Origin of the sequence: Pseudomonas sp. Eqa60 (assembly GCF_018326405.1) — a bacterium.
Classification (GTDB): Bacteria; Pseudomonadota; Gammaproteobacteria; order Pseudomonadales; family Pseudomonadaceae; genus Aquipseudomonas; species Aquipseudomonas protegens.
The window spans coordinates 42,129-64,613 of the sequence record NZ_AP024342.1; the positions used below are offsets into that span (position 1 = coordinate 42,129).

Consider the following 22,485-nt stretch of genomic DNA (forward strand, 5'->3'; position numbering starts at 1 on the left):
TTCAGCCTTTCATCACCTGTGACAGCAGCTCGTAGGAGTGCAGCCGATCGGCGTGTTCGTACAGATCGCAGGTGAAGATCAGCTCATCGGCTCCGGTCTGCTCGATCAGCACCTGCAGCTTGGCGCGGACTTTCGCCGGGCTGCCGACCATCGCCAGGCCGAGGAAGCTGGCGACCGCTTCCTTCTCATGGGGTAGCCACAGGCCGTCCATGCTTTGCACCGGTTTGCGCTGGACCAGGCTCTGGCCACGCATCAGCGCCAGGATGCGCTGGTACACCGAAGTCGCCAGGTAATCGGCCTGTTCGTCGGTGTCGGCTGCCACCAGCGGCACGCCAAGCATCACATAAGGCTTGTCGAGCACCGCCGAAGGCTTGAAGTGGTTGCGGTAGACGCGAATCGCCTCGTGCAGGTAGCGCGGTGCGAAATGCGAGGCGAAGGCGTAAGGCAAGCCCCGTTCCCCGGCCAGTTGTGCACTGAACAGGCTGGAGCCCAGCAGCCATACCGGCACGTTGGTGCCGGTGCCCGGCATGGCGATCACCCGTTGTTCGGGGGTACGCGGGCCCAGGTAGGCCATCAGTTCGGCCACGTCCTCAGGGAAATCGTCGGCGCTGCCGGAACGTTCCCGGCGCAGGGCGCGGGCGGTCATCTGGTCGGAACCAGGGGCGCGGCCCAGTCCCAGGTCGATGCGCCCCGGGTACAGGCTTTCCAGGGTGCCGAACTGTTCGGCGATCACCAGGGGCGCGTGGTTGGGCAGCATGACCCCGCCGGAACCGACACGAATGGTCGAAGTACCACCCGCCAGGTAGCCGATCAGCACCGAGGTAGCGGAACTGGCGATACCGTCCATGTTGTGGTGCTCGGCGACCCAGAAGCGCGTGTAACCGAGCTTCTCCACATGCTGCGCCAGGTCCAGGGAGTTGCGCAGGGACTGCCCCGGGCTGCCGTTTTCACGCACGGGCACCAGGTCGAGGGTCGAGTATTTAACAGCGGACAGCGGTTTCATAAGCCTGCTTCTCCTTGGGGTGCGCAGGCTTTTGTCATGAGCCAAAACCTGCCGAAGTCTGTAAGTCAGATCTATGCAATGTGGGCATATACCCGAGTTTCAATAGCCTGAGTGAATTTGTCGGGTAAACGGGCATCGGCGACAACGGCTGAACTTTGCCATCGGATCTATCCTCAGAACCCTTAGGCAACAAAAAACATCAGGGTGCGAACTTTCGCACCGGTTCTTGAGGAGAAAGCGATGAGCATCAAAAAGAAAGCCTCGGCGCACTGGGAAGGTGACCTGAAAACCGGCATTGGCTCGATCTCGACCGAAACCGGCGTGTTGCGTGAGGCGCCCTACGGTTTCAAGGCGCGTTTCGAAGGCGGCAAGGGGACCAACCCGGAGGAACTGATTGGCGCGGCCCACGCGGGCTGTTTCTCCATGGCCTTTTCCATGATCCTTGGCGAGGCCGGGCTCAAGGCGGACAGCATCGACACCCAGGCAGAAGTGACCCTGGACCAGGTCGATGGCGGCTTTGCCATTACCGCGGTGCACCTGATCCTCAAGGCGAAGATCCCCGGTGCCAGCCAGCAGCAGTTCGATGAGCTGAGCAAGAAGGCCAAGGAAGGGTGCCCGGTGTCCAAGGTGCTCAACGCCAAGATCAGCCTGGATGCGACGCTGCTGAGTTGAGGCAACTGCTTGGCCGGCAAGCCGGCTCCTGCACCGGTCCGTAGGAGCGGGCTTGCCGGCGAATGCGCCTGTGCGGCGGACAAGCACCTGTGGTCGAATACGCGACTGCGGCTTCAGCGCACCCCCGTGTGCACCGCAGCAAGGGAGCTTTAGATCATGAAACGTTTTGCCTTGGCGGTTGTTAGTTGTGCGCTGGCCACATCGGCCCTGGCCGCGCCCAAGCCCTGCGAGGAACTCAAGGCCGAGATCGAAGCCAAGATCCAGGCCCAGGGCGTACCTTCCTACACCCTGGAAATCGTCACCAACGACGAGGTCCACGACAACAACATGGTGGTCGGCAGCTGTGAAAACGGCACCAGGAAGATCATCTATCAGAAGAACGATCGCTGACCCGACTCAGGGCACGCAGTTGATCATGCGCTCCTCGGCGACTATTTCGCGCTGGGCGTTGTACAGCCGGGCGCTGGGGGTGAACCCCAGGTTGCGCGCCTCCAGGCGATAGCGGTGGCCGGCCTGGAAATGGTCGTAGCGCAGGCTCAGGTAGCACAGGCGCTCCTGGGGATCGTTGTTCATGCCCATGCCGCCGGCGAACACTTCGAAATCGAAGCGCACCATCAATTCGTGGCTGCCGGGGCTGACCTGGAAGAAGCGCCCGTCGTCCAGGCGCTGGTTGTCCAGGCGTTCGGCCATGACCAGCTTGCCCCCGGGCGTCGGGGTGGCCAGGTCGATCCAGGCCTGTTGCGGATCGACGCCCGGCAGGGGCGTGGTGCAGGCGCTGAGGGTGCCAAGGGCGAGAAACAGTAGAAATGGACGCATGACTGGGGCCGAGTGAGCGAGAGGCCCTCAGCATAGCGCCGTTCAACTGCGCTGGCAGCCTGCCGGCCGGGCTTTGTCGAGCAGGGTGTGCTGCTCGTCGTAGAGCCTGGCCCAGGGGTGGAAACCGATGTTCCCGGCCTGTACCTGGTAGCGCTGGCCGGCACCGAAATCCTTGAATTTCACGTTCAGCTGGCAATCGCGCCACAGCGGCTCGGCGTCTGGCCCGATGTTGCTCGGTTGCACGGCGAACTGGTAGCGCAGGGTCAGTTCATGGCTGCCGGGCTGGACCTGGAAATAGCGCGGATCATCGATGTTCTTGGCGTCCACCTCCAATGCCTGCAGGTGGGTGTCCCGGGGCGGAGCCAGGTCGACCCAGGCCTGGGCCGGGTCGGGGTCGGGCAGGCCGGCGCAACCGCCGAGGGTCAGCAGGCCGGTGGTCAACAGCAACACGCGCATGGCGAAACTCCAGGCTGGCGAGATAGTCTTGCGGACAGACTCTCTGTGGATGATTCGATTTGACTAGGCCGTGTTCAAGCCATGGGTTACTTGATCCTCTTTTACGGCTTTTGTTTCCGGCACTGATGCTTTTGCTGCTCAACGGTTGCAGCAGCGTCGGTTATTACAGCCAGCTGGCCAGTGGCCAATTGCAGCTGCTGCGAGCCCGTGTGCCGGTGGCGCAAGTCGTCGCCGACCCGAGCCGCGATGCGAGCCTGCGCGCCCATCTGGCCCAGTCGCAGCAGGCACGCCGCTTTGCCAGCGAGCACCTGCACCTGCCGGACAACCGCAGCTATCGGCTGTACGTCGACATCGGGCGGCCCTATGTGGTGTGGAACGTGTTCGCCACCCCGGAGTTTTCCCTGAACCCGCAAACCCACTGCTTTCCCATTGCCGGTTGCGTGGCTTACCGCGGCTATTACAGCCAGGGCGCGGCCCGGGGCGAGGCGGCGTTGCAGCAGTTGAAGGGCATGGACGTGGCGATCGGCGGGGTCGAGGCCTATTCCACCCTGGGCTGGTTCGACGACCCGATCATCAGTTCGATGATGCACTGGGGCGACGAGCGCCTGGCGACCCTGATCTTCCACGAGCTGGCGCACCAGCGCTTCTATGTGAAGGACGACACCGAGTTCAACGAGTCCTACGCCACCTTCGTCGAGCAGGAAGGCACCCGCCAGTGGCGCGCCTATCGCGGGCTGGCGCCATTGAGCGACGGCGAGTTGCGCCAGCGTGACCAGTTCACCCAGTTGGTGCTCGATACCCGCAAGCGCCTGGAGCAGCTGTATGCCCTGCCCTTGCCCGCCGAGCAGATGCGCCAGCGCAAGGCCGCGGAGTTCGAGCGCATGCGCAGCGAGTATCGGCAGTTGCGCGACAGCCAGTGGGCCGGTTCCAAGCGCTATGACGCCTGGGTCAACGCCCCACTGAACAATGCCCGGCTGCTGCCCTTCGGCCTGTATGACCAATGGGTGCCGGCGTTTGCCGCCTTGTTCAGGCAGGTGAAGGGGGACTGGCCGGCATTCTTCGCCGCCGTGGAGACGCTGGGACGTTTGCCGGCCGAGGAGCGCAAGGCGGCCCTGATCCGGTTGCAGGACACCGTCGCCCTGGCGCCGGCTCCTGCTTCGGGCCTGTAGCAGCCGGCTTGCCGGCGAAGCCTCTGCCCTAACGCGGCAAAAACGCCTGGTGCAGCTCGCCCAGGGTCTGGAAGTGATAGGCCGGGGCTTCGGCAGTCAATTCCTCATGGCTGCCAAAGCCATAACCCACCGCCGCCGCATCCAGCCCGTTGCGCCTGGCGCCGATCAGGTCGTGCTTGCGGTCGCCGATCATCAATGTGCTGGCAGGGTCGAGTTGCTCCTGCTCCAGCAGATGGGCGATCAGCTCCACCTTGTCGGTGCGGGTGCCGTCCAGTTCGCTGCCGTAGATCACCTTGAAGTGCTTGGCGAAGTCGAAGTGACGGGCGATCTCCCGGGCGAAGACCCAGGGCTTGGAGGTCGCGATGTACAGTTGCCGCCCTTGCCCGCCGAGGGTTTCCAGCAGCGGCGTGACGCCATCGAAGACACGGTTTTCATACAGGCCGGTGACCTTGAAGCGTTCGCGATAGAAGTTCACCGCTTCCCAGGCCCGGGCCTCGTCGAAGCCGTAGAACTGCATGAAGGCCTGCAACAGCGGTGGGCCGATGAAGTGCTCCAGTTTGCTCAGGTCCGGCTCGTCGATGCCCAGTTTGCCCAGGGCGAACTGGATCGAACGGGTGATGCCCTCGCGAGGGTCGGTGAGGGTGCCGTCGAGGTCGAACAGTACGGTTTGGTAATGCATGGGGATTCCTGGGCTGTGCAAGGGGGGTCAGGGCCGGTCGTAGCCTTCGGCCAGGTGCAGGTCCTTGAGCTTCACGTAGTTGGCGGCGCTGTAGGTGAAGAAGGCGCGCTCCTTGTCGGTCAGCGGGCGCGCCTGCTTCACCGGGCTGCCGACATACAGGAAGCCGCTTTCCAGGCGCTTGCCCGGCGGCACCAGGCTGCCGGCGCCGACTATCACATCGTCCTCCACCACCGCGCCGTCCATGACAATGCTGCCCATGCCGATCAGCACCCGGCTGCCGATGCTGCAACCGTGGAGCATGACCTTGTGGGCGATGGTCACGTCGTCGCCGATCAGCAGCGGGAAGCCGTCGGGGTTGAACGGGCCGGCGTGGGTGATGTGCAGAACGCTGGCGTCCTGCACGCTGGTGCGCGCGCCGATGCGGATGCGGTGCATGTCGCCGCGGATCACGGTCAGCGGCCAGACCGAGCTGTCGGCGCCGATTTCCACGTCGCCGATGACCACCGCCGAGTGGTCGACAAAGGCCCGCTCGCCCAGGTTCGGGGTGTGGTTCTGGTAGCTGCGAATGGCCAAGTGCGAATCCCTCTCTGAGATTTATTAATGGGGGCTATAGCTGCGGTGGGCGTCGATTGTAATTAAGATGGCTCAATGTTTCTTCCAGCCAAGGTGCCCTCCGTGAGTGTGAACAACCCTCTTCTGCAGCCCTACGACCTGCCGCCGTTCTCGGCGATCCGCGCCGAGCATGTGCAACCGGCCATCGAACAGATCCTGGCTGACAACCGCGCCGCCATCTCTGACATCCTCAAGACCCAAGCCACCCAGCCGACCTGGGCTGGCCTGGTGCTGGCCATGGACGAGCTCAATGATCGCCTGGGCGCTGCCTGGAGCCCGGTCAGCCACCTCAACGCAGTGTGCAACAGCGCCGAACTGCGTGAAGCCTACGAGGCCTGCCTGCCGGCCCTGAGCGCCTATTCCACGGAAATGGGCCAGAACCGCGAGCTGTTCCAGGCCTTCGACGCCCTGGCCAAGAGCCCGGAAGCCGCCGGTTTCGACGTGGCGCAGAAGACTATCCTCGAACACTCCCTGCGGGACTTCCGCCTGTCGGGCATCGACCTGCCGCCCGAGCAGCAAAAGCGTTATGCCGAGGTGCAGAGCAAGCTTTCCGAGCTGGGCAGCCGGTTCTCCAACCAGCTGCTGGATGCCACCCAGGCCTGGACCAAGCACATCACCGACGAAGCCGCCCTGGCCGGCCTGACCGACTCGGCCAAGGCGCAAATGGCTGCCGCCGCCCAGGCCAAGGACTTGGAAGGCTGGCTGATCACCCTGGAATTCCCCAGCTACTACGCAGTGATGACCTACGCCCAGGACCGTGCCCTGCGCGAAGAAGTCTATGCCGCCTACAGCACCCGCGCGTCGGACCAGGGCCCTAACGCCGGTCAGAACGACAACGGTCCGGTGATGGAAGAAATCCTCGACCTGCGTCAGGAGTTGGCCAAGCTCCTGGGTTTCGCCAGCTTCTCCGAGTTGAGCCTGGCCACCAAGATGGCCGAGTCCAGCGACCAGGTGCTGAGTTTCCTGCGGGACCTGGCCAAGCGCAGCAAGCCGTTTGCCGCCCAGGACCTGGAGCAGCTCAAGGCCTACGCCGCCGAACAGGGTTGCCCCGACCTGCAAAGCTGGGACAGCGGTTTCTACGGCGAGAAGCTGCGTGAGCAGCGCTACAGCGTTTCCCAGGAAGCCCTGCGCGCCTATTTCCCCATCGACAAGGTGCTGAGCGGGCTGTTCGCCATTGTCCAGCGCCTGTACGGCATCGAGATCGCCGAGCAGAAAGGTTTCGATACCTGGCACCCGGACGTGCGCCTGTTCGAGATCAAGGAAAACGGCCAGCACGTCGGCCGCTTCTTCTTCGACCTCTATGCCCGCGCCAACAAGCGCGGCGGTGCCTGGATGGACGGTGCCCGCGATCGCCGTCGCACGCTGGACGGGGTATTGCAAAGCCCGGTAGCCAACCTGGTGTGCAACTTCACCCCGGCGGTCAGCGGCAAGCCGGCCTTGCTGACCCACGATGAAGTCACCACCCTGTTCCACGAATTCGGCCACGGCCTGCACCACCTGCTGACCCGGGTCGAGCACGCCGGAGTGTCCGGGATCAACGGCGTGGCCTGGGACGCCGTCGAGCTGCCGAGCCAGTTCATGGAAAACTGGTGCTGGGAGCCGGAAGGCCTGGCACTGATCTCCGGCCACTATGAAAGCGGCGAACCGCTGCCCCAGGACCTGCTGCAGAAGATGCTGGCGGCGAAGAACTTCCAGTCCGGGCTGATGATGGTGCGCCAGCTGGAATTTTCCCTGTTCGACTTCGAACTGCACGCCACCCACGGCGACGGCCGCAGCGTGCTGCAAGTGCTGGAAACCGTGCGCGACGAAGTCTCGGTGATGCGCCCGCCGGCCTACAACCGCTTCCCCAACAGCTTCGCGCACATCTTCGCCGGCGGTTACGCCGCGGGGTACTACAGCTACAAGTGGGCGGAAGTGCTGTCGGCCGACGCCTTCTCCAGGTTCGAGGAAGAGGGTGTGCTCAATTCGGCCACCGGGCGTGCGTTCCGCGAGGCGATCCTGGCCCGTGGCGGCTCCCAGGAACCTATGGTGCTGTTCGTCGATTTCCGCGGACGCGCGCCGTCGATTGACGCACTCTTGCGCCACAGCGGCCTCAGCGAGGACGCGGCAGCATGAGTGACGCACCCGTGAAGACCAAGAAACGCTTTATCGCCGGGGCGGTATGCCCGGCGTGCAGTGAGCAGGACAAGCTGATGATGTGGAGTGAGGACGATGTGCCTCATCGCGAGTGCGTGGCCTGTGGCTACTCCGACACCCTCAACGAACAGGGGCTGTCGGTGCCCAAGGAACTCGGGACCCGGGTCAACAGCGCGACGCCCAAGGTGGCGGACATCAAGGTGCAATCGGTGCAGTTTTTCCCCAACCCCAAGTTGAAGAAAAAGACTGACTGACCCCGCAGTAAAAAGCCGGCTCCCCCGTAGGAGCCGGCTTGCCGGCGAAGCGCTTCGCCGCCCTTCCCTCGCCCCCTGCGTTTTCGCAAGCAGGCTCGCTCCTACACAGGGTGTGGCGCTCAGTTGCTCAGCGGCTTGGTCGCGCTCACCGTCTCGAACCAGCTCTTCACCGAACAGGTGGCGAATACGCTGGTGCTGCAATCGCCATTGGCCAGGGCGGTGCGCAGTTTGTCGACATCGGCCTGCATCATGTAGCGAATGCCATCCTTGAAGTGTGAACTGTCGCCGTACCCACCCTGGGTCATTTCATTCAGCGCTTCTTCTTTGCTCCAACCCTGGATCACCACCCGGTACATGGCCGACATCAGGCCGGTGCGGTCCGAACCATGCTTGCAGTGCATCAGCACCGGGCCCTGGGCTTCGGCGCTTTGGATTGCGCGCAGGGCCTTGAGCACATCGGCGTCGTCCACATGGTTGGTGCGATAAGGCAACTGCACCTGGTTGATGCCCGGTGCCGACAGCCAGCTGGCGTCGGATTCCGGCAGGAAGTTGATCACCGTTGCCACCTTGAGCTGCTGCAGCAGCGGCACCGCGCCTTTGTCCGGCAGGGCGCTGCGATACAGGGTCGGGGACATCTGGTACAGGTTGTACTGCTTTTCCACTGGCTGCGCCCATTGGTCCGGGCGGCTGGAGGGGGCCTCTGCGGCTTGTACCTGGGGCCCGGCCAGCAGCGCCAGCAACGACAGGCAAAGGGCCGGGATGAAACGAATGCTCGACATGCGCGGGATCACCGATGAGGGGATTCAATGCCGCGCAGTATCGATTTGCCGGGGTCAAAGCCCCGTGAGCCCTCTGTCAAAGAATCGTGAAGCTGATCCGCTTTTTCCGGCGGTTTCTGATCTTTTTTCCGCCTGAAACGATTCATCTGGATGCTTAGCCTGCTACCATTTGTAACTAAAGTTTGCTGATGTGTTCATAAAACCGGGTCTTCCCGGCCTTTTGCGTTGCCAAAACACAAAGTCGCGCCATGACGCGGCTGACCAATCCATCAATGCCTGATGAGGTGCACCCATGTCTGATCAAGATCGAGACAACCCGCGGCGTGAGTTCTTGCGTAAATCCCTGACCTTGATCCCTGTGGTCACCGTCGCCAGCACCGGCCTGGGCGGCTCCCTGCTGGCGGCTGCACCTGAAACGGCCGCCGCTGCCACACCGGCCACGCCGGGCAAGCAGCCCGCCGGCAGCGGCCAGGGCTATGAGCCGGGCTATTTCACCGCCGAGGAGTGGGCCTTCATCAAGGCCGCGGTGGAACGCCTGATCCCGGCCGATGAAATGGGCCCGGGCGCCCTGGAAGCTGGCGTGCCGGAATACATCGACCGGCAGATGAATACCCCCTACGCCGCTGGCGCCCTGTGGTACATGCAAGGCCCGTTCAAGGCCGATGCCGCACCGGAGATGGGCTGGCAGAGCAAACTGGTGCCCAAGGACATCTATCGCCTGGGCATTGCCGCCACGGATGCGTGGTGCAAAGAGCTCAAGGGGCAAACATTTGCTGTGCAAGACAGCGCTACCCGAGACGACTTGCTCAAGCAACTGGAGGCCGGAACCCCGCAGTTCGACGCGGTCCCGGCCAAGCTTTTCTTCAATCTGCTGTTGCAGAACACCAAGGAAGGCTTCTTCAGCGATCCGATCCACGGGGGCAATAAAGGCCTGGTGGGCTGGACCCTGATCGGCTTTCCCGGCGCTCGCGCCGATTTCATGGATTGGGTGGAACGCAACGAGCAATACCCCTTCCCGGCTGTATCGATTCGCGGCGAGAGGGCTTGAGCATGGCAACAGTGATGAAGAAGGTCGACGCAGTGATCGTCGGTTTCGGCTGGACCGGCGCGATCATGGCCAAGGAACTGACCGAGGCCGGGCTCAATGTGCTGGCGCTGGAACGCGGGCCGATGCAGGACACCTACCCGGATGGCAACTATCCCCAGGTGATCGACGAACTCACCTACAGCGTGCGCAAGAAACTCTTCCAGGACATTTCCAAAGAGACGGTGACCATCCGCCACAGCGTCAACGACGTGGCCCTGCCCAACCGGCAACTGGGGGCCTTCCTGCCGGGCAATGGCGTGGGCGGCGCCGGCCTGCACTGGTCCGGGGTGCACTTTCGGGTCGACCCCATCGAGCTGCGCATGCGCAGCCACTACGAAGAACGCTACGGTAAGAACTTCATCCCCAAGGACATGACCATCCAGGACTTCGGCGTCAGCTATGAAGAGCTGGAGCCGTTCTTCGACTACGCGGAAAAGGTCTTCGGCACTTCGGGCCAGGCCTGGACCGTGAAGGGCCAACTGGTGGGCGACGGCAAGGGCGGCAACCCTTATGCGCCGGATCGCTCGGACCACTTCCCGCTGGAATCGCAGAAGAACACCTATTCCGCACAGCTGTTTCAGAAAGCGGCCAATGAGGTGGGCTACAAGCCCTACAACCTGCCGTCGGCCAATACCTCGGGGCCTTACACCAACCCCTATGGCGCACAGATGGGGCCGTGCAACTTTTGCGGCTTCTGCAGCGGCTACGTCTGCTACATGTACTCCAAGGCCTCGCCCAACGTGAACATCCTGCCGGCCCTCAAGCCGCTGCCGAACTTCGAGCTGCGGCCCAATTCCCACGTGCTCAGGGTCAACCTCGACAGCAGCAAGACCCGCGCCACTGGCGTCACCTACGTCGATGGCCAGGGCCGCGAGATCGAGCAGCCGGCGGACCTGGTGATCCTCGGCGCCTTCCAGTTCCACAACGTGCGCCTGATGTTGCTGTCGGGCATCGGCAAGCCCTACGACCCGATCACCGGCGAAGGCGTGGTGGGCAAGAACTTCGCCTACCAGAACATGGCCACCATCAAGGCCTACTTCGACAAGGACGTGCACACCAACAACTTCATCGGCGCCGGCGGCAACGGCGTGGCGGTGGACGACTTCAACGCCGACAACTTCGACCACGGCCCCCACGGCTTTGTCGGCGGCTCGCCGATGTGGGTCAACCAGGCCGGCAGCCGGCCCATCGCCGGCACCTCCAACCCGCCGGGTACCCCGGCCTGGGGCAGTGCCTGGAAGAAAGCCACCGCCGACTACTACACCCATCAGGTCTCCATGGACGCCCACGGAGCGCATCAGTCCTACCGTGGCAACTACCTGGATCTGGACCCGGTGTACCGCGATGCCTACGGCTTGCCCCTGCTGCGGATGACCTTCGACTGGCAGGAAAACGACATCAAGATGAACCGCTTCATGGTGGAGAAAATGGGCAAGATCGCCGAGGCGATGAACCCCAAGGCCATTGCCTTGCTGGGCAAGAAGGTCGGTGAGCACTTCAACACTGCGTCCTACCAGACCACCCACTTGAACGGCGGCGCGATCATGGGCACCGACCCCAAGACCAGCGCCCTGAACCGCTACCTGCAAAGCTGGGACGTGCACAACGTCTTCGTGCCCGGGGCTTCGGCCTTCCCTCAAGGCCTGGGCTACAACCCTACCGGCCTGGTGGCAGCGTTGACCTACTGGTCGGCCCGGGCGATCCGCGAGCAGTACCTGAAAAACCCCGGCCCGCTGGTTCAGGCATAAGGAGCGATGACCATGAAAGCACTCGTTATCGCCACCCTGGCGCTGCTGGGCAGCGCAGCCGCCAATGCTGCCGAAGCGGATCAGCAAGCCCTGGTGCAACAGGGCGAATACCTGGCCCGCGCCGGTGACTGCGTAGCCTGCCATACCGCCAAGGACGGCAAGCCGTTCGCCGGCGGGCTGCCGATGGAGACCCCCATCGGCGTGATCTATTCCACCAACATCACCCCGGACAAGACCGGCATCGGCGACTACAGCTTCGAGGACTTCGACAAAGCCGTGCGCCATGGCGTGGCCAAGGGCGGCAGCACCCTGTACCCGGCCATGCCGTTTCCTTCCTACGCCCGAGTCAGCGACGCCGACATGCAGGCGCTGTATGCCTACTTCATGAAGGGCGTGGCACCGGTGGCCCGGGACAACCAGGACAGTGACATTCCCTGGCCCCTGAGCATGCGCTGGCCGTTGTCCATCTGGCGCTGGATGTTCGCCCCGAGCGTGGAGACCCCGGCACCTGTGGCTGGCAGCGATCCGGTGATCAGCCGCGGTGCCTACCTGGTGGAAGGCCTGGGCCACTGCGGCGCCTGCCACACGCCACGGGCCCTGACCATGCAGGAGAAGGCCCTGAGCGCCAGCGATGGCAGCGACTTCCTGTCTGGCAGCGCGCCGCTGGAGGGCTGGATCGCCAAAAGCCTGCGTGGCGATCACAAGGATGGCCTGGGCAGCTGGAGCGAAGAGCAACTGGTGCAGTTCCTCAAGACCGGTCGCAGTGATCGCAGCGCGGTGTTCGGCGGCATGAGCGATGTGGTGGTCCACAGCATGCAGTACATGTCCGATTCCGACCTGACGGCGATTGCCCGCTATCTCAAGTCCCTGCCGGCCAATGACCCCAAGGACCAGCCGCACCAGTACGACAAGCAAGTGGCCCAGGCCCTGTGGAACGGTGACGACAGCAAGCCGGGCGCGGCGGTGTACATCGACAACTGCGCGGCCTGCCACCGCACCGACGGCCACGGCTACACCCGGGTGTTCCCGGCGCTGGCGGGCAACCCCGTGCTGCAATCGGCGGATGCCACCTCGCTGATCCATATCGTGCTCAAGGGCGGCACCTTGCCAGCGACCCACAGCGCGCCTTCGACCTTCACCATGCCGGCCTTCGCCTGGCGCCTGTCGGATCAGGAGGTGGCCGATGTGGTCAACTTCATCCGCAGCAGCTGGGGCAACCAGGCCTCGGCGGTGAAGCCCGGGGATGTGGCGGCGCTGCGCAACGGCGACTTGCAGAGCACCTCCAACGACGACCTGGGGCAGGTCACCAGCCACTAACCCCAAGGCCGGCGCTCGCTGCGGGCGCCGGCCCGGGATGGCCGTTCAGCCCTGGGTGAAGCGCTGGATGCCCAGGCGGCTTTCCAGTTGATAGCCGGCAATGCAGTCCGCCAGCCCGGCGGTCATCAGGTCTTGCCAGCTTGCGGGTAGCAGGCCGATGCCGTCGTGGCAGGGGCTCCAGCGCACCTCGGCGAACTTCGGGTCCGCTTCATCGAAAGGTTGCTGGTCGCTCACAGTGGCCTTTTCGATGTCCTGGGTGCACAGCTCGAATTCGCAGGCCACTCCCCACAACTGCCCGTCGGGGGCCCTGACAATGATCAGGTCGGCACCTTGTTCGTAGCTGGGGAGGTAGGCCTCTGCGGCGTAGAAAATCTTTTCCAGCGTGCCGGGTGTCCTGGGCATGCTTGTGCTCCTGTTCTTTGAGCCTGCCTTATACCCTAACGCCATACGCCCGCAGTAGCCGGCTTGTCGGCCAAGGATGCGGTACGCCTTGTGTCGCACTGGGGAACGTCCGCTGGCAGGGGTGGGTTTCGGTCCGACGGTGCTGGTCAGGTAATTCCAGCTCCATTACTGTATGTACATACAGTTATGGAGTACTTCCATGTTCAACCCCCTGCCTCCCCGTGGTCGCGGTACCGCGAGCAATCCGCACAACCGTTTTGCGCCCAATCGTTCGGTGGCCGAGGATGATGGCTGGTACCAGGAAGTGCCGTTGACCCAGGGCACCGAGGTGCGCTTTGAAACGGCCAAGTCGATCATCACCCGCAACAGTTCGCCGGACCTGCCCTTCGACCGCTCCATCAACCCCTATCGCGGTTGCGAGCACGGTTGCATCTATTGCTACGCGCGGCCCAGCCACGCCTATTGGGACCTGTCCCCGGGGCTGGATTTCGAAACCAAGCTGATCGCCAAGAGCAACACCGCGGCCTTGCTGGAGCAGCAACTGTCCAAGCCCGGCTATCGCTGCGCACCGATCAACCTGGGGTCCAATACCGATCCCTACCAGCCCATCGAGCGCGAACAGCAGTTGACCCGGCGCACCCTGGAGGTGCTGCTGCGCTATCGACACCCGGTGACCATCGTCACCAAGGGCTCGTTGATCCTCCGGGACCTGGACCTGCTGAGCGAGCTGGCGCGCCAGCGCCTGGTGGCGGTGATGATCAGCCTGACCACTTTGGACGATGAGTTGAAGCGCATTCTCGAGCCCCGGGCGGCGGCGCCCAAGGCGCGCTTGCGGGCCATCCGGGTGATGCGCGGGGCGGGCATCCCGGTGGGCGTGCTGTGTTCGCCGATGATTCCGATGATCAACGACAGCGAGCTGGAAAGCCTGCTCAGCGAGGCCCATGCCGCAGGGGCGCAGAGCGCGGCCTACATGATGCTGCGCCTGCCCCTGGAAGTGGCGCCGCTGTTCGAGGAGTGGCTGGCGGCGCATTACCCGCAAAGGGCGGCCCATGTGCTCAGCCTGATCCGCCAGAGCCGTGGCGGTGAGCTCTACGACAGCCGTTTTGGCGCCCGCATGCGCGGTGAAGGGCCCTTCGCCGATCTGCTGGCCCAGCGTTTTGCCAAGGCGCTCAAGCGTCTGGGGCTCAACCGTCGCGAGGGTTTCGATCTCGACTGTTCAGCCTTCTGTCCGCCGGGCGGGCAGATGTCGTTGTTGTGAGCGGCATTGGCCTATCGTTGAGTAGTGGGCGCAGCGTTCCCGAGGTACTCTGGTCGCCTTTTGCCATCGCTCATAGTGGCGTTCTAGAGCCTTCCGTTCAGTTTGAGTTAAGTATTCATGGCTACCTTGTTCATCGAGTGACCTACGGGTCGCCGCCAGCGGGTCGGTGGTTTTTTTATCGATGGCTGGCGTCGTGCCGGATATTTCTGGAAAATTCACCAAATCCGACAGAGAGGATGAATCATGAGTGACAAGGATAAACAGCCGTTGGCTGCGTCGGCTCCGGCACCCACAGAAGTCGCCGAGACCGCCGATGCAGCGCTGCAGCACATCGTTGACGGCTTTTTGCATTTTCATCATGAAGTCTTCCCGCAGCAGGAAGAGCTGTTCAAGAAACTCGCCACCGCTCAGCGGCCGCGGGCGATGTTCATTGCCTGCGCCGACTCGCGCATCGTTCCCGAGCTGATCACCCAAAGCTCCCCGGGCGATCTGTTCGTGACCCGCAACGTGGGCAACGTGGTGCCGCCCTACGGGCAAATGAACGGTGGTGTCTCCACGGCGATCGAGTACGCGGTGCTGGCCCTGGGGGTGCATCACATCATCGTCTGCGGGCACTCGGATTGCGGCGCCATGCGCGCGGTACTCAACCCGCAGAGCCTGGAGAAAATGCCCACGGTCAAGGCCTGGCTGCGCCACGCCGAAGTGGCGCGGACCATGGTCCACGAGAACTGCGATTGCGCCGACGAATCCTCCAGCATGCATGTGCTGACCGAAGAGAACGTCATTGCTCAACTGCAGCACCTGCGCACCCATCCTTCCGTGGCCTCGCGCATGGCCAACGGCCAGTTGTTCATCCATGGCTGGGTCTATGACATCGAGACCAGCTCGATCAAGGCCTACGACGCCGACAAGGGTTGTTTCCTGCCTCTGGATGGCAGCCACCCGATCCCGGTAGCGACGCCCAAAGCGCGTTTCTGATCCCACCTCAATCCCCCTGAGTGGTTGTAGCCAGGGCTGCCATCTGGCGGCCCGGCTTTGCCACGCCTGAAGAAAAGTCGGGAGAACTGTCATGCGTGCAGCACAGTTGAAAAGTGTCCTGCCACGGGAGCTGCTGGCTTCGGTGGTGGTGTTTCTGGTGGCCCTGCCCCTGTGCATGGGGATCGCCATTGCCTCGGGCCTGCCGCCGGCCAAGGGCCTGATCACCGGGATCATCGGTGGCCTGGTGGTGGGCTGGCTGGCGGGCTCGCCCTTGCAGGTCAGCGGGCCGGCGGCCGGGCTGGCGGTGCTGGTGTTCGAGCTGGTGCGCCAGCATGGGGTGGCCATGCTCGGGCCGATCCTGCTGCTGGCCGGGCTGCTGCAATTGCTGGCCGGGCGCCTGCGCCTGGGTTGCTGGTTCCGGGTCACGGCGCCAGCGGTGGTCTACGGCATGCTGGCGGGCATCGGCGTGCTGATCGTGCTGTCCCAGGTGCATGTGATGCTCGATGCCGCGCCCCAGGCCTCGGGCCTGGATAACCTTGTGGGCTTTCCCCAGGCTCTGGCGCAGGCCTTGCCGAGCCTGGGGTGGCAGGCTGGCTTGCTGGGGTTGGCGACCATCGCGGTGATGTGGGGCTGGGACAAGTGGCGGCCCCAGGCGCTGCGGTTCATCCCCGGTGCCCTGCTCGGTGTCGGGCTGGCGACCCTGGCCAGCCTGCTGCTGGCGCTGCCGGTGAAGCGCGTCGAGGTGCCGGCCAACCTGGCCGAGGCCATCGACTGGCTGCGCCCCGCCGACCTGCTCAACCTGGCGGACCCCAACCTGCTGATCGCCGCCTTCGCCGTGGCCTTTATCGCCAGTGCCGAAACCCTGCTGTCCGCCGCCGCGGTGGATCGCATGCACAGCGGCCAGCGCTCGGACTTCGACCGTGAACTGTCGGCCCAGGGCGTGGGCAACATGCTCTGCGGTCTGCTGGGTGCCCTGCCCATGACCGGTGTCATCGTGCGCAGCTCGGCCAATGTCCAGGCCGGGGCCCAGACCCGTTATTCGACGATTTTCCATGGCCTGTGGCTGCTGGGTTTCGTGCTGGTGCTGTCCAGCGTGCTGCAGAGCATTCCGGTGGCGAGCCTGGCGGGGGTGCTGGTCTACACCGGCTTCAAGCTGGTGGACCTCAAGGTCTTTCGCGGCCTGGGGCGCTACGGGCGCATGCCGATGCTGACTTACGCGGTGACGGCCCTGGCGATTGTCTTCAGCGACCTGCTGACCGGGGTACTGATCGGCTTTGCCCTGACCCTGGCCAAGCTGGCGTTCAAGGCGTCGCGCTTGAAGATCAGCCTGATCGACCTGGCAGAGGAAGGCGAGATGGAGTTGCGTCTGGTCGGCGCTGCGACCTTTCTCAAGGTGCCGGCCCTGACTCGGGTGCTGGCGACGATTCCCCCGGCCACCACTGTGCATGTGCCCCTCAGCAACCTCAGTTATATCGACCATGCGTGCCTGGAGTTGCTGGAAGACTGGAATCGGGCCAACAGTGCCAAGGGCTCGCGGCTGGTGATCGAAACGCGGGGCTTGAAGCGGCGCCTGGAGGGCCGGTTGACCACCACCAGCGGCGTGGGGGCGGCTGCGGCGAGAGGTTGAATCGCCGGGTGGACGGGAGGGGCTTGGGCAAGCCAGGCCCTTCGCCACAAGGCTCGCTGCGAGCCTTGCTGGCGAGGAGTGGGTCAGGCGGCTGGCTGGTCGAGTTCCAGTTCCACGCCCAGTTGGCGTGACAGGCAAGGCCAGCGTTTCCAGGCGGCCTCGGTGTCCGGGCTGCTGAGTTTCTCGCGGTAGGCTTCCACCGACTCCAGGGCGAAGCTTTCTTCGTCGAGCATGGCGTCGACGGCGTGGTGCACCGCTTCGTCCAGCTGGTTGGCGAAGGTTTCGCCGATCAGTTGGTGGGCGATGAGGTTGGCGACAGTCATGTCCAGGGGGATCAGCGGACGGCCGAAATGCTTGATGTACAGGTCGTTGACCTCTTCCACCAGACGGTGGGCCAGATAGGCTTCATCCAGCAGGCCGTCGAGGCCGACGTGGCCATCCATGATGGCCGGCGGCTGGAGGAAGAATTGCTCGGCGATCTTCAGCACCGGCTTGATCTGCGACTCGATGCCGGCTTCCCGGGCTACAGAGTTGGCGGCGTCCAGAAGGTCTGGAACCTGGTCGATATAGGCGCTGACAAAACGGGTCATGACGCCCTTGGCGTCGACTTCGGGCAGCTGGATGGCGGGGTGCAGGTGAGGCAATTGGCTCTCCAACTGACGGGTCAGGAGGCCGGTACTGGCTTCGTGCTGCTGGGCCAGTTTGATCTGCTCGCGCAATGCGGCGGTGTTCATGAAAACTCCAGGGAACAAGGGCAATTGAATAGGGAGAACATAAGTTAGCCTGCTTACAAAAGCGCTTAAGACGCATTTGTCATAATTATTTCATGCTTAGTCACCACGGTTATATCGTTTCGCCATCCAGGGCACTCGATCCCTTTCCCGCCGTGGCCTGCAAACCTCCTTATTAGTGTTTCAGCTGATTTACGCCCTCGCGTTGCGAGGTGGGAGTCGCTGTCTATACTCGCCCTTGTATGAAGTTAGCTGATGACGCCCGACTGCAAATGCAGCGAAGGCTCGGCCGGTTTAAGTTCGTAGTCTAGGCAGCCGCTCCCTTGCCGCAGGTGTTAAGCCGGCGGGATAACAAGAACGATAAGGGGAACCCGCAATGATGCGACATCCACATGTCTGGATGGGCCTCCTGTTGTGGTCGGTATTCAGCCAGGCGCAAGCCGCCTGGACCGTGAATATGACGCCTGGGGCGACCGAGATAAGCCACGCGGTATTCGACCTGCACATGACCATCTTCTGGATCTGTGTGGTGATCGGCGTCATCGTCTTCGGTGCGATGTTCTGGTCGATGATCGTTCACCGCCGTTCCGTCGGCCAGGTCCCGGCCAAATTCCACGAAAGCACCACGGTGGAAATCCTCTGGACCATCATTCCCTTCCTGATCCTGGTGGCCATGGCCGTGCCTGCCACGGCGACGCTGATCAAGATGTACGACACCAGCGAGCCGGACGTGGATATCCAGATCACCGGCTATCAGTGGAAGTGGCACTACAAGTACCTCGGCCAGGACGTGGAGTTCTTCAGCAACCTGGCCACCCCCGCCGACCAGATCCACAACCAGAGCACCAAGGGCGAGCACTACCTGCTGGAGGTCGACCAGCCGCTGGTACTGCCAGTGGGGGCCAAGGTGCGCTTTCTGGTGACCGCCGCCGACGTCATCCACTCCTGGTGGGTGCCGGCCTTTGCGGTCAAGCGTGATGCTATCCCGGGTTTCGTCAATGAGGCCTGGACCCGGGTCGACAAGCCCGGCATCTACCGTGGCCAATGCGCCGAGCTGTGCGGCAAGGACCACGGCTTTATGCCGATCGTGGTGGAGGTCAAGAGCCAGGCCGACTACGACACCTGGATGGGCGAGCGCAAGGCCGAGGCGGCCAAGCTCAAGGAGCTGACCAGCAAGGAATGGACCCTCGACGAGCTGGTGGCCCGCGGTGACAAGATCTACCACACCACCTGCGTTGCCTGTCACCAGGCGGAAGGCCAGGGCCTGCCGCCGATGTTCCCGGCCCTCAAGGGCTCGAAGATCGCTACCGGTCCCAAGGAGGCTCACCTGAGCCTGGTGTTCCACGGCAAGCCGGGCACCGCCATGGCCGCCTTCGGCAAGCAGCTGTCGGAAGTCGACATCGCCGCCGTCGTCACCTACGAACGCAACGCCTGGGGCAACAACAAGGGCGACATGGTGACGCCCAAGGAAGTCCTGGCGCTGAAGCAGGCGGAAAGCAAATGAGCCGGCTCATGGGGTATGTGCGCAACCGGTCGCGGCGTTTCGCCGCCGATCATCCAGTCCATTCGCTCGCAGGAGACAGGACATGAGTGCTGTGATCGATGACCACGGCCACGCCGGCCATGATGACCACGCCCATGGCCCGGCCAAGGGCCTGATGCGCTGGGTACTGACCACCAACCACAAGGACATCGGCACCCTGTACCTGTGGTTCAGCTTCTGCATGTTCCTGCTGGGCGGCTCGTTCGCCATGGTGATCCGTGCCGAACTGTTCCAGCCCGGGCTGCAGATCGTCGAGCCGGCGTTCTTCAACCAGATGACCACCATGCATGGCCTGGTGATGGTCTTCGGTGCGGTGATGCCGGCCTTCGTCGGCCTGGCCAACTGGATGATCCCGTTGATGATCGGCGCGCCGGACATGGCCCTGCCGCGGATGAACAACTTCAGCTTCTGGCTGCTGCCGGCGGCCTTCCTGTTGCTGATCTCGACCCTGTTCATGCCCGGCGGCGGGCCGAACTTCGGCTGGACCTTCTATGCCCCCTTGTCCACCACCTACGCCCCGGAAAGCGTGACCTTCTTCATCTTCGCCATCCACTTGATGGGCGTCAGCTCGATCATGGGCGCGATCAACGTGATCGCCACCATCCTCAACCTGCGAGCCCCGGGCATGACCCTGATGAAGATGCCACTGTTCGTCTGGACCTGGCTGATCACCGCCTTCCTGCTGATTGCGGTGATGCCGGTACTGGCCGGGGTGGTGACCATGATGCTGATGGACATCCATTTCGGCACCAGCTTCTTCAGTGCAGCCGGCGGCGGTGACCCGGTGTTGTTCCAGCACGTGTTCTGGTTCTTCGGCCACCCCGAGGTGTACATCATGATCCTGCCTGCCTTCGGCGCGGTCAGCTCGATCATCCCCACCTTCAGCCGCAAGCCACTGTTCGGCTACACCTCGATGGTCTATGCCACCGGAGCGATCGCCTTCCTGTCGTTCATCGTCTGGGCGCACCACATGTTCGTGGTGGGCATCCCGCTGGTGGGCGAGCTGTTCTTCATGTACGCCACCCTGCTGATCGCCGTGCCCACCGGGGTCAAGGTGTTCAACTGGGTGAGTACCATGTGGCAGGGCTCGCTGACCTTCGAGACACCGATGCTGTTCGCGGTGGCCTTCGTCATCCTGTTCACCATCGGCGGTTTCTCCGGGCTGATGCTGGCCATTGCCCCGGCGGACTTCCAGTACCAGGACACCTACTTCGTGGTGGCGCACTTCCACTACGTACTGGTGCCGGGGGCGATCTTTGGGATCTTCGCCTCGGCCTACTACTGGCTGCCCAAGTGGACCGGGCACATGTACGACGAGACCCTGGGCAAGCTGCACTTCTGGCTGTCCTTCGTCGGCATGAACATGGCGTTCTTCCCCATGCACTTCGTGGGGCTGGCGGGCATGCCGCGGCGGATCCCGGACTACAACCTGCAGTTCGCCGACTTCAACATGGTGTCCTCCATCGGTGCCTTCACTTTCGGTGCGACGCAGATCTTCTTCCTGTTCATCGTCATCAAGTGCATCCGCGGCGGCAAAGCGGCTCCGGCCAAACCCTGGGAAGGTGCCGAAGGCCTGGAGTGGAGTATTCCCTCGCCGGCGCCGTACCACACCTTTGTCACCCCGCCGGAAGTGAAATGAACATCTGTGCTGTAGGAGCGAGCTCGCTCGCGAAGGCGCCAGAGGGTGGTGCCCGCTTCGCCGGCAAGCCGGCTCCTACAGGCTTGGGAGGACGTTGAGATGGCCGAGGTAACGCTGAAGAAACTGGTGACCCGCCTGTTGCTGGTGGTGGTGGCGATGTTCGTCTTCGGTTTTGCCCTGGTGCCGATCTACGACGTGATGTGCAAGGCCCTGGGGATCAACGGCAAGACCGGTGGGCAGTATGCGGACCAGGGGCAGCAGGTGGATGTATCGCGCCAGGTGCGGGTGCAGTTCCTGTCCACCAATGCCATCGACATGGTCTGGGATTTCTATCCCAAGTCCGATGACATCGTGGTCCATCCGGGGCGGTGAACGAGATGATCTTCATCGCCCGCAACCCCAGCGACCACCCGATGAGCGCCCAGGCGATCCCGAGCATCTCCCCCAGCAGCGCGGCCATGTATTTCCACAAGACCGAGTGCTTCTGCTTTACCCAGCAGGTGCTGCAGCCGGGCGAGAAGATCGAGATGCCGGTGCGTTTCATCGTTGACCGTGACATGCCCAAGGATGTGAAGCACCTGACGCTGGCTTACACGCTGTTCGATATCACCGCGCGTCATCCACCGGTGGCGGTTGCCGCCAAGAACGGTGGCTAGACGATCTAGCGTGCCCGATAAGGAGAACAACCCATGGCGACTCATGAGCACTATTACGTTCCCGCCCAGAGCAAGTGGCCGATCATCGCAACGGTGGGCATGTTCGTCACCGTGGTGGGCCTGGGCATCTGGTTCAACGACCTCAAGGCTGCGCGACCGGAATCCCACGGCCCGCTGATCTTTTTCGTCGGCGGCCTGCTGCTGGCCTACATGCTGTTCGGCTGGTTTGGTGCGGTGGTCAAGGAAAGCCGCGCCGGGCTCTACAGCGCCCAGCTCGATCGCTCGTTCCGCTGGGGCATGAGCTGGTTCATCTTTTCCGAAGTGATGTTCTTCATGGCCTTCTTCGGTGCGCTGTTCTATGTGCGGCACATGTCCGGGCCCTGGCTCGGCGGTGAGGGGCACAAGGGCATCGCCCACATGCTGTGGCCGAACTTCGAGTTCGTCTGGCCGCTGCTCAACAACCCCGACCCGAAACTCTTTCCGCCGCCCAAGGGCACCATCAGCCCCTGGGGCCTGCCGCTGCTCAACACCATCCTGCTGGTGAGTTCCAGCGTCACCGTGACCATCGCCCACCACGCCTTGAAGAAAGGCCATCGGGGCGCGCTGAAGATCTGGCTGGCGCTGACGGTGCTGCTGGGTTGCGCCTTCCTGGGCTTTCAGGCCGAGGAATACATCCATGCCTACCACGAGCTGGGGCTGACCCTGGGTTCGGGGATCTACGGCGCCACCTTCTTCATGCTCACCGGTTTCCACGGTGCCCACGTGACCATTGGCACCCTGATCCTGTTCGTGATGCTGATGCGCATTATGCGCGGGCATTTCGACGCCGAGCACCAGTTCGGCTTCGAGGCCGCCAGCTGGTACTGGCACTTCGTCGACGTGGTCTGGATCGGCCTGTTCGTTTTCGTCTACGTGCTCTGAGG

General features: G+C 63.3%; 22 protein-coding genes and 1 pseudogene. 15 read left to right on the plus strand and 8 right to left on the minus strand.

Annotated elements, in window-relative coordinates:
* Position 1 precedes the first annotated feature (1 nt).
* On the minus strand, positions 2-1,003 hold the full coding sequence (locus KI242_RS00220; protein ID WP_077933150.1) for an LLM class flavin-dependent oxidoreductase: 1,002 nt from the start codon (positions 1,001-1,003) through the stop codon (positions 2-4).
* 240 nt (positions 1,004-1,243) lie between these two features.
* On the opposite strand from KI242_RS00220, the gene KI242_RS00225 reads away from it, so the two are divergent.
* Entirely contained in the window at positions 1,244-1,675 is a 432-nt protein-coding gene (locus KI242_RS00225; RefSeq protein ID WP_011058432.1) for an OsmC family protein, read from the plus strand.
* Positions 1,676-1,831: 156 nt separating this feature from the next.
* Positions 1,832-2,065 carry a DUF1161 domain-containing protein gene (locus KI242_RS00230; RefSeq protein ID WP_011058433.1) on the plus strand — a complete coding sequence of 78 codons (234 nt, stop codon included), beginning with the start codon at positions 1,832-1,834 and terminating at the stop codon, positions 2,063-2,065.
* Between the two features lie 6 nt (positions 2,066-2,071).
* Here the strand turns inward: KI242_RS00230 and KI242_RS00235 are convergent, their stop codons facing one another.
* Together KI242_RS00235 and KI242_RS00240 are read right to left on the minus strand one after the other, a co-directional pair.
* Positions 2,072-2,491, minus strand: coding sequence for a hypothetical protein (locus tag KI242_RS00235; protein WP_077933151.1), 420 nt, complete (start codon positions 2,489-2,491; stop codon positions 2,072-2,074).
* 42 nt (positions 2,492-2,533) lie between these two features.
* A complete protein-coding gene (locus KI242_RS00240) occupies positions 2,534-2,947 on the minus strand; it encodes a hypothetical protein (protein ID WP_011058435.1) in 414 nt (137 codons plus the stop codon).
* A 59-nt stretch (positions 2,948-3,006) separates the two neighbouring features.
* On the opposite strand from KI242_RS00240, the gene KI242_RS00245 reads away from it, so the two are divergent.
* Positions 3,007-4,116 (plus strand): aminopeptidase, encoded by a 1,110-nt coding sequence (locus KI242_RS00245; RefSeq protein WP_125062513.1) that lies wholly within the window; start codon positions 3,007-3,009, stop codon positions 4,114-4,116.
* Positions 4,117-4,144: 28 nt separating this feature from the next.
* Here KI242_RS00245 and KI242_RS00250 read toward each other — a convergent pair whose 3' ends face one another.
* Together KI242_RS00250 and KI242_RS00255 are read right to left on the minus strand one after the other, a co-directional pair.
* Complete coding sequence (locus KI242_RS00250) at positions 4,145-4,795, minus strand: HAD family hydrolase (RefSeq protein ID WP_011058437.1); 651 nt, start codon at positions 4,793-4,795, stop codon at positions 4,145-4,147.
* A 27-nt stretch (positions 4,796-4,822) separates the two neighbouring features.
* Positions 4,823-5,368, minus strand: coding sequence for a gamma carbonic anhydrase family protein (locus KI242_RS00255; RefSeq protein WP_041114965.1), 546 nt, complete (start codon positions 5,366-5,368; stop codon positions 4,823-4,825).
* 75 nt (positions 5,369-5,443) lie between these two features.
* On the opposite strand from KI242_RS00255, the gene prlC reads away from it, so the two are divergent.
* Together prlC and KI242_RS00265 are read left to right on the plus strand one after the other, a co-directional pair.
* Entirely contained in the window at positions 5,444-7,522 is a 2,079-nt protein-coding gene (gene prlC / locus KI242_RS00260) for an oligopeptidase A (protein WP_212805820.1), read from the plus strand.
* On the plus strand, positions 7,519-7,797 hold the full coding sequence (locus tag KI242_RS00265; protein WP_011058440.1) for a YheV family putative zinc ribbon protein: 279 nt from the start codon (positions 7,519-7,521) through the stop codon (positions 7,795-7,797). The genes prlC and KI242_RS00265 overlap by 4 nt, the downstream gene beginning before the upstream one ends.
* A 119-nt stretch (positions 7,798-7,916) precedes the next feature.
* Here KI242_RS00265 and KI242_RS00270 read toward each other — a convergent pair whose 3' ends face one another.
* Positions 7,917-8,576: a tyrosine-protein phosphatase gene (locus tag KI242_RS00270; RefSeq protein WP_019095605.1), complete on the minus strand. Its 660-nt coding sequence runs from the start codon at positions 8,574-8,576 to the stop codon at positions 7,917-7,919.
* Between the two features lie 292 nt (positions 8,577-8,868).
* On the opposite strand from KI242_RS00270, the gene KI242_RS00275 reads away from it, so the two are divergent.
* Genes KI242_RS00275 through KI242_RS00285 form a run of 3 tightly spaced genes read left to right on the plus strand, consistent with a single transcriptional unit; the run spans position 8,869 to position 12,728 of the window.
* Positions 8,869-9,624: a gluconate 2-dehydrogenase subunit 3 family protein gene (locus tag KI242_RS00275; RefSeq protein ID WP_019095606.1), complete on the plus strand. Its 756-nt coding sequence runs from the start codon at positions 8,869-8,871 to the stop codon at positions 9,622-9,624.
* 2 nt (positions 9,625-9,626) lie between these two features.
* Positions 9,627-11,411 (plus strand): GMC family oxidoreductase, encoded by a 1,785-nt coding sequence (locus KI242_RS00280; RefSeq protein ID WP_015633637.1) that lies wholly within the window; start codon positions 9,627-9,629, stop codon positions 11,409-11,411.
* A gap of 12 nt (positions 11,412-11,423) precedes the next feature.
* Complete coding sequence (locus KI242_RS00285; RefSeq protein ID WP_123431158.1) at positions 11,424-12,728, plus strand: cytochrome c; 1,305 nt, start codon at positions 11,424-11,426, stop codon at positions 12,726-12,728.
* Positions 12,729-12,773: 45 nt separating this feature from the next.
* Here the strand turns inward: KI242_RS00285 and KI242_RS00290 are convergent, their stop codons facing one another.
* Positions 12,774-13,130, minus strand: coding sequence for a hypothetical protein (locus KI242_RS00290; protein WP_123431159.1), 357 nt, complete (start codon positions 13,128-13,130; stop codon positions 12,774-12,776).
* 199 nt (positions 13,131-13,329) lie between these two features.
* Here KI242_RS00290 and KI242_RS00295 point away from each other — a divergent pair, with 199 nt between their 5' ends.
* The 3 genes from KI242_RS00295 (at position 13,330) to KI242_RS00305 (ending at position 16,993) form a co-directional block, all read left to right on the plus strand.
* Complete coding sequence (locus tag KI242_RS00295; protein WP_011058445.1) at positions 13,330-14,388, plus strand: PA0069 family radical SAM protein; 1,059 nt, start codon at positions 13,330-13,332, stop codon at positions 14,386-14,388.
* A 243-nt stretch (positions 14,389-14,631) separates the two neighbouring features.
* The gene (locus KI242_RS00300) at positions 14,632-15,366 is read left to right on the plus strand and encodes a carbonic anhydrase (protein ID WP_011058446.1); all 735 of its coding nucleotides are present in this window, start codon (positions 14,632-14,634) and stop codon (positions 15,364-15,366) included.
* 91 nt (positions 15,367-15,457) lie between these two features.
* Complete coding sequence (locus tag KI242_RS00305; RefSeq protein WP_011058447.1) at positions 15,458-16,993, plus strand: SulP family inorganic anion transporter; 1,536 nt, start codon at positions 15,458-15,460, stop codon at positions 16,991-16,993.
* Positions 16,994-17,076: 83 nt separating this feature from the next.
* On the opposite strand, the gene KI242_RS00310 is transcribed toward KI242_RS00305, so the two are convergent.
* Positions 17,077-17,727: a hypothetical protein gene (locus tag KI242_RS00310; protein WP_015633641.1), complete on the minus strand. Its 651-nt coding sequence runs from the start codon at positions 17,725-17,727 to the stop codon at positions 17,077-17,079.
* Between the two features lie 373 nt (positions 17,728-18,100).
* Between KI242_RS00310 and coxB the strand changes: the two genes are divergently transcribed.
* The 4 genes and pseudogenes from coxB to KI242_RS00330 all read left to right on the plus strand — a co-directional run bounded on the left by coxB (position 18,101) and on the right by KI242_RS00330 (position 22,483).
* On the plus strand, positions 18,101-19,228 hold the full coding sequence (gene coxB, locus KI242_RS00315; RefSeq protein WP_011058449.1) for a cytochrome c oxidase subunit II: 1,128 nt from the start codon (positions 18,101-18,103) through the stop codon (positions 19,226-19,228).
* An 82-nt stretch (positions 19,229-19,310) separates the two neighbouring features.
* Positions 19,311-20,906, plus strand: coding sequence for a cytochrome c oxidase subunit I (gene ctaD / locus KI242_RS00320; protein ID WP_011058450.1), 1,596 nt, complete (start codon positions 19,311-19,313; stop codon positions 20,904-20,906).
* 99 nt (positions 20,907-21,005) lie between these two features.
* A pseudogene (locus KI242_RS00325) lies at positions 21,006-21,562 on the plus strand (cytochrome c oxidase assembly protein).
* Between the two features lie 33 nt (positions 21,563-21,595).
* On the plus strand, positions 21,596-22,483 hold the full coding sequence (locus tag KI242_RS00330) for a cytochrome c oxidase subunit 3 (protein ID WP_015633642.1): 888 nt from the start codon (positions 21,596-21,598) through the stop codon (positions 22,481-22,483).
* The last annotated feature ends 2 nt before the right edge of the window (positions 22,484-22,485 follow it).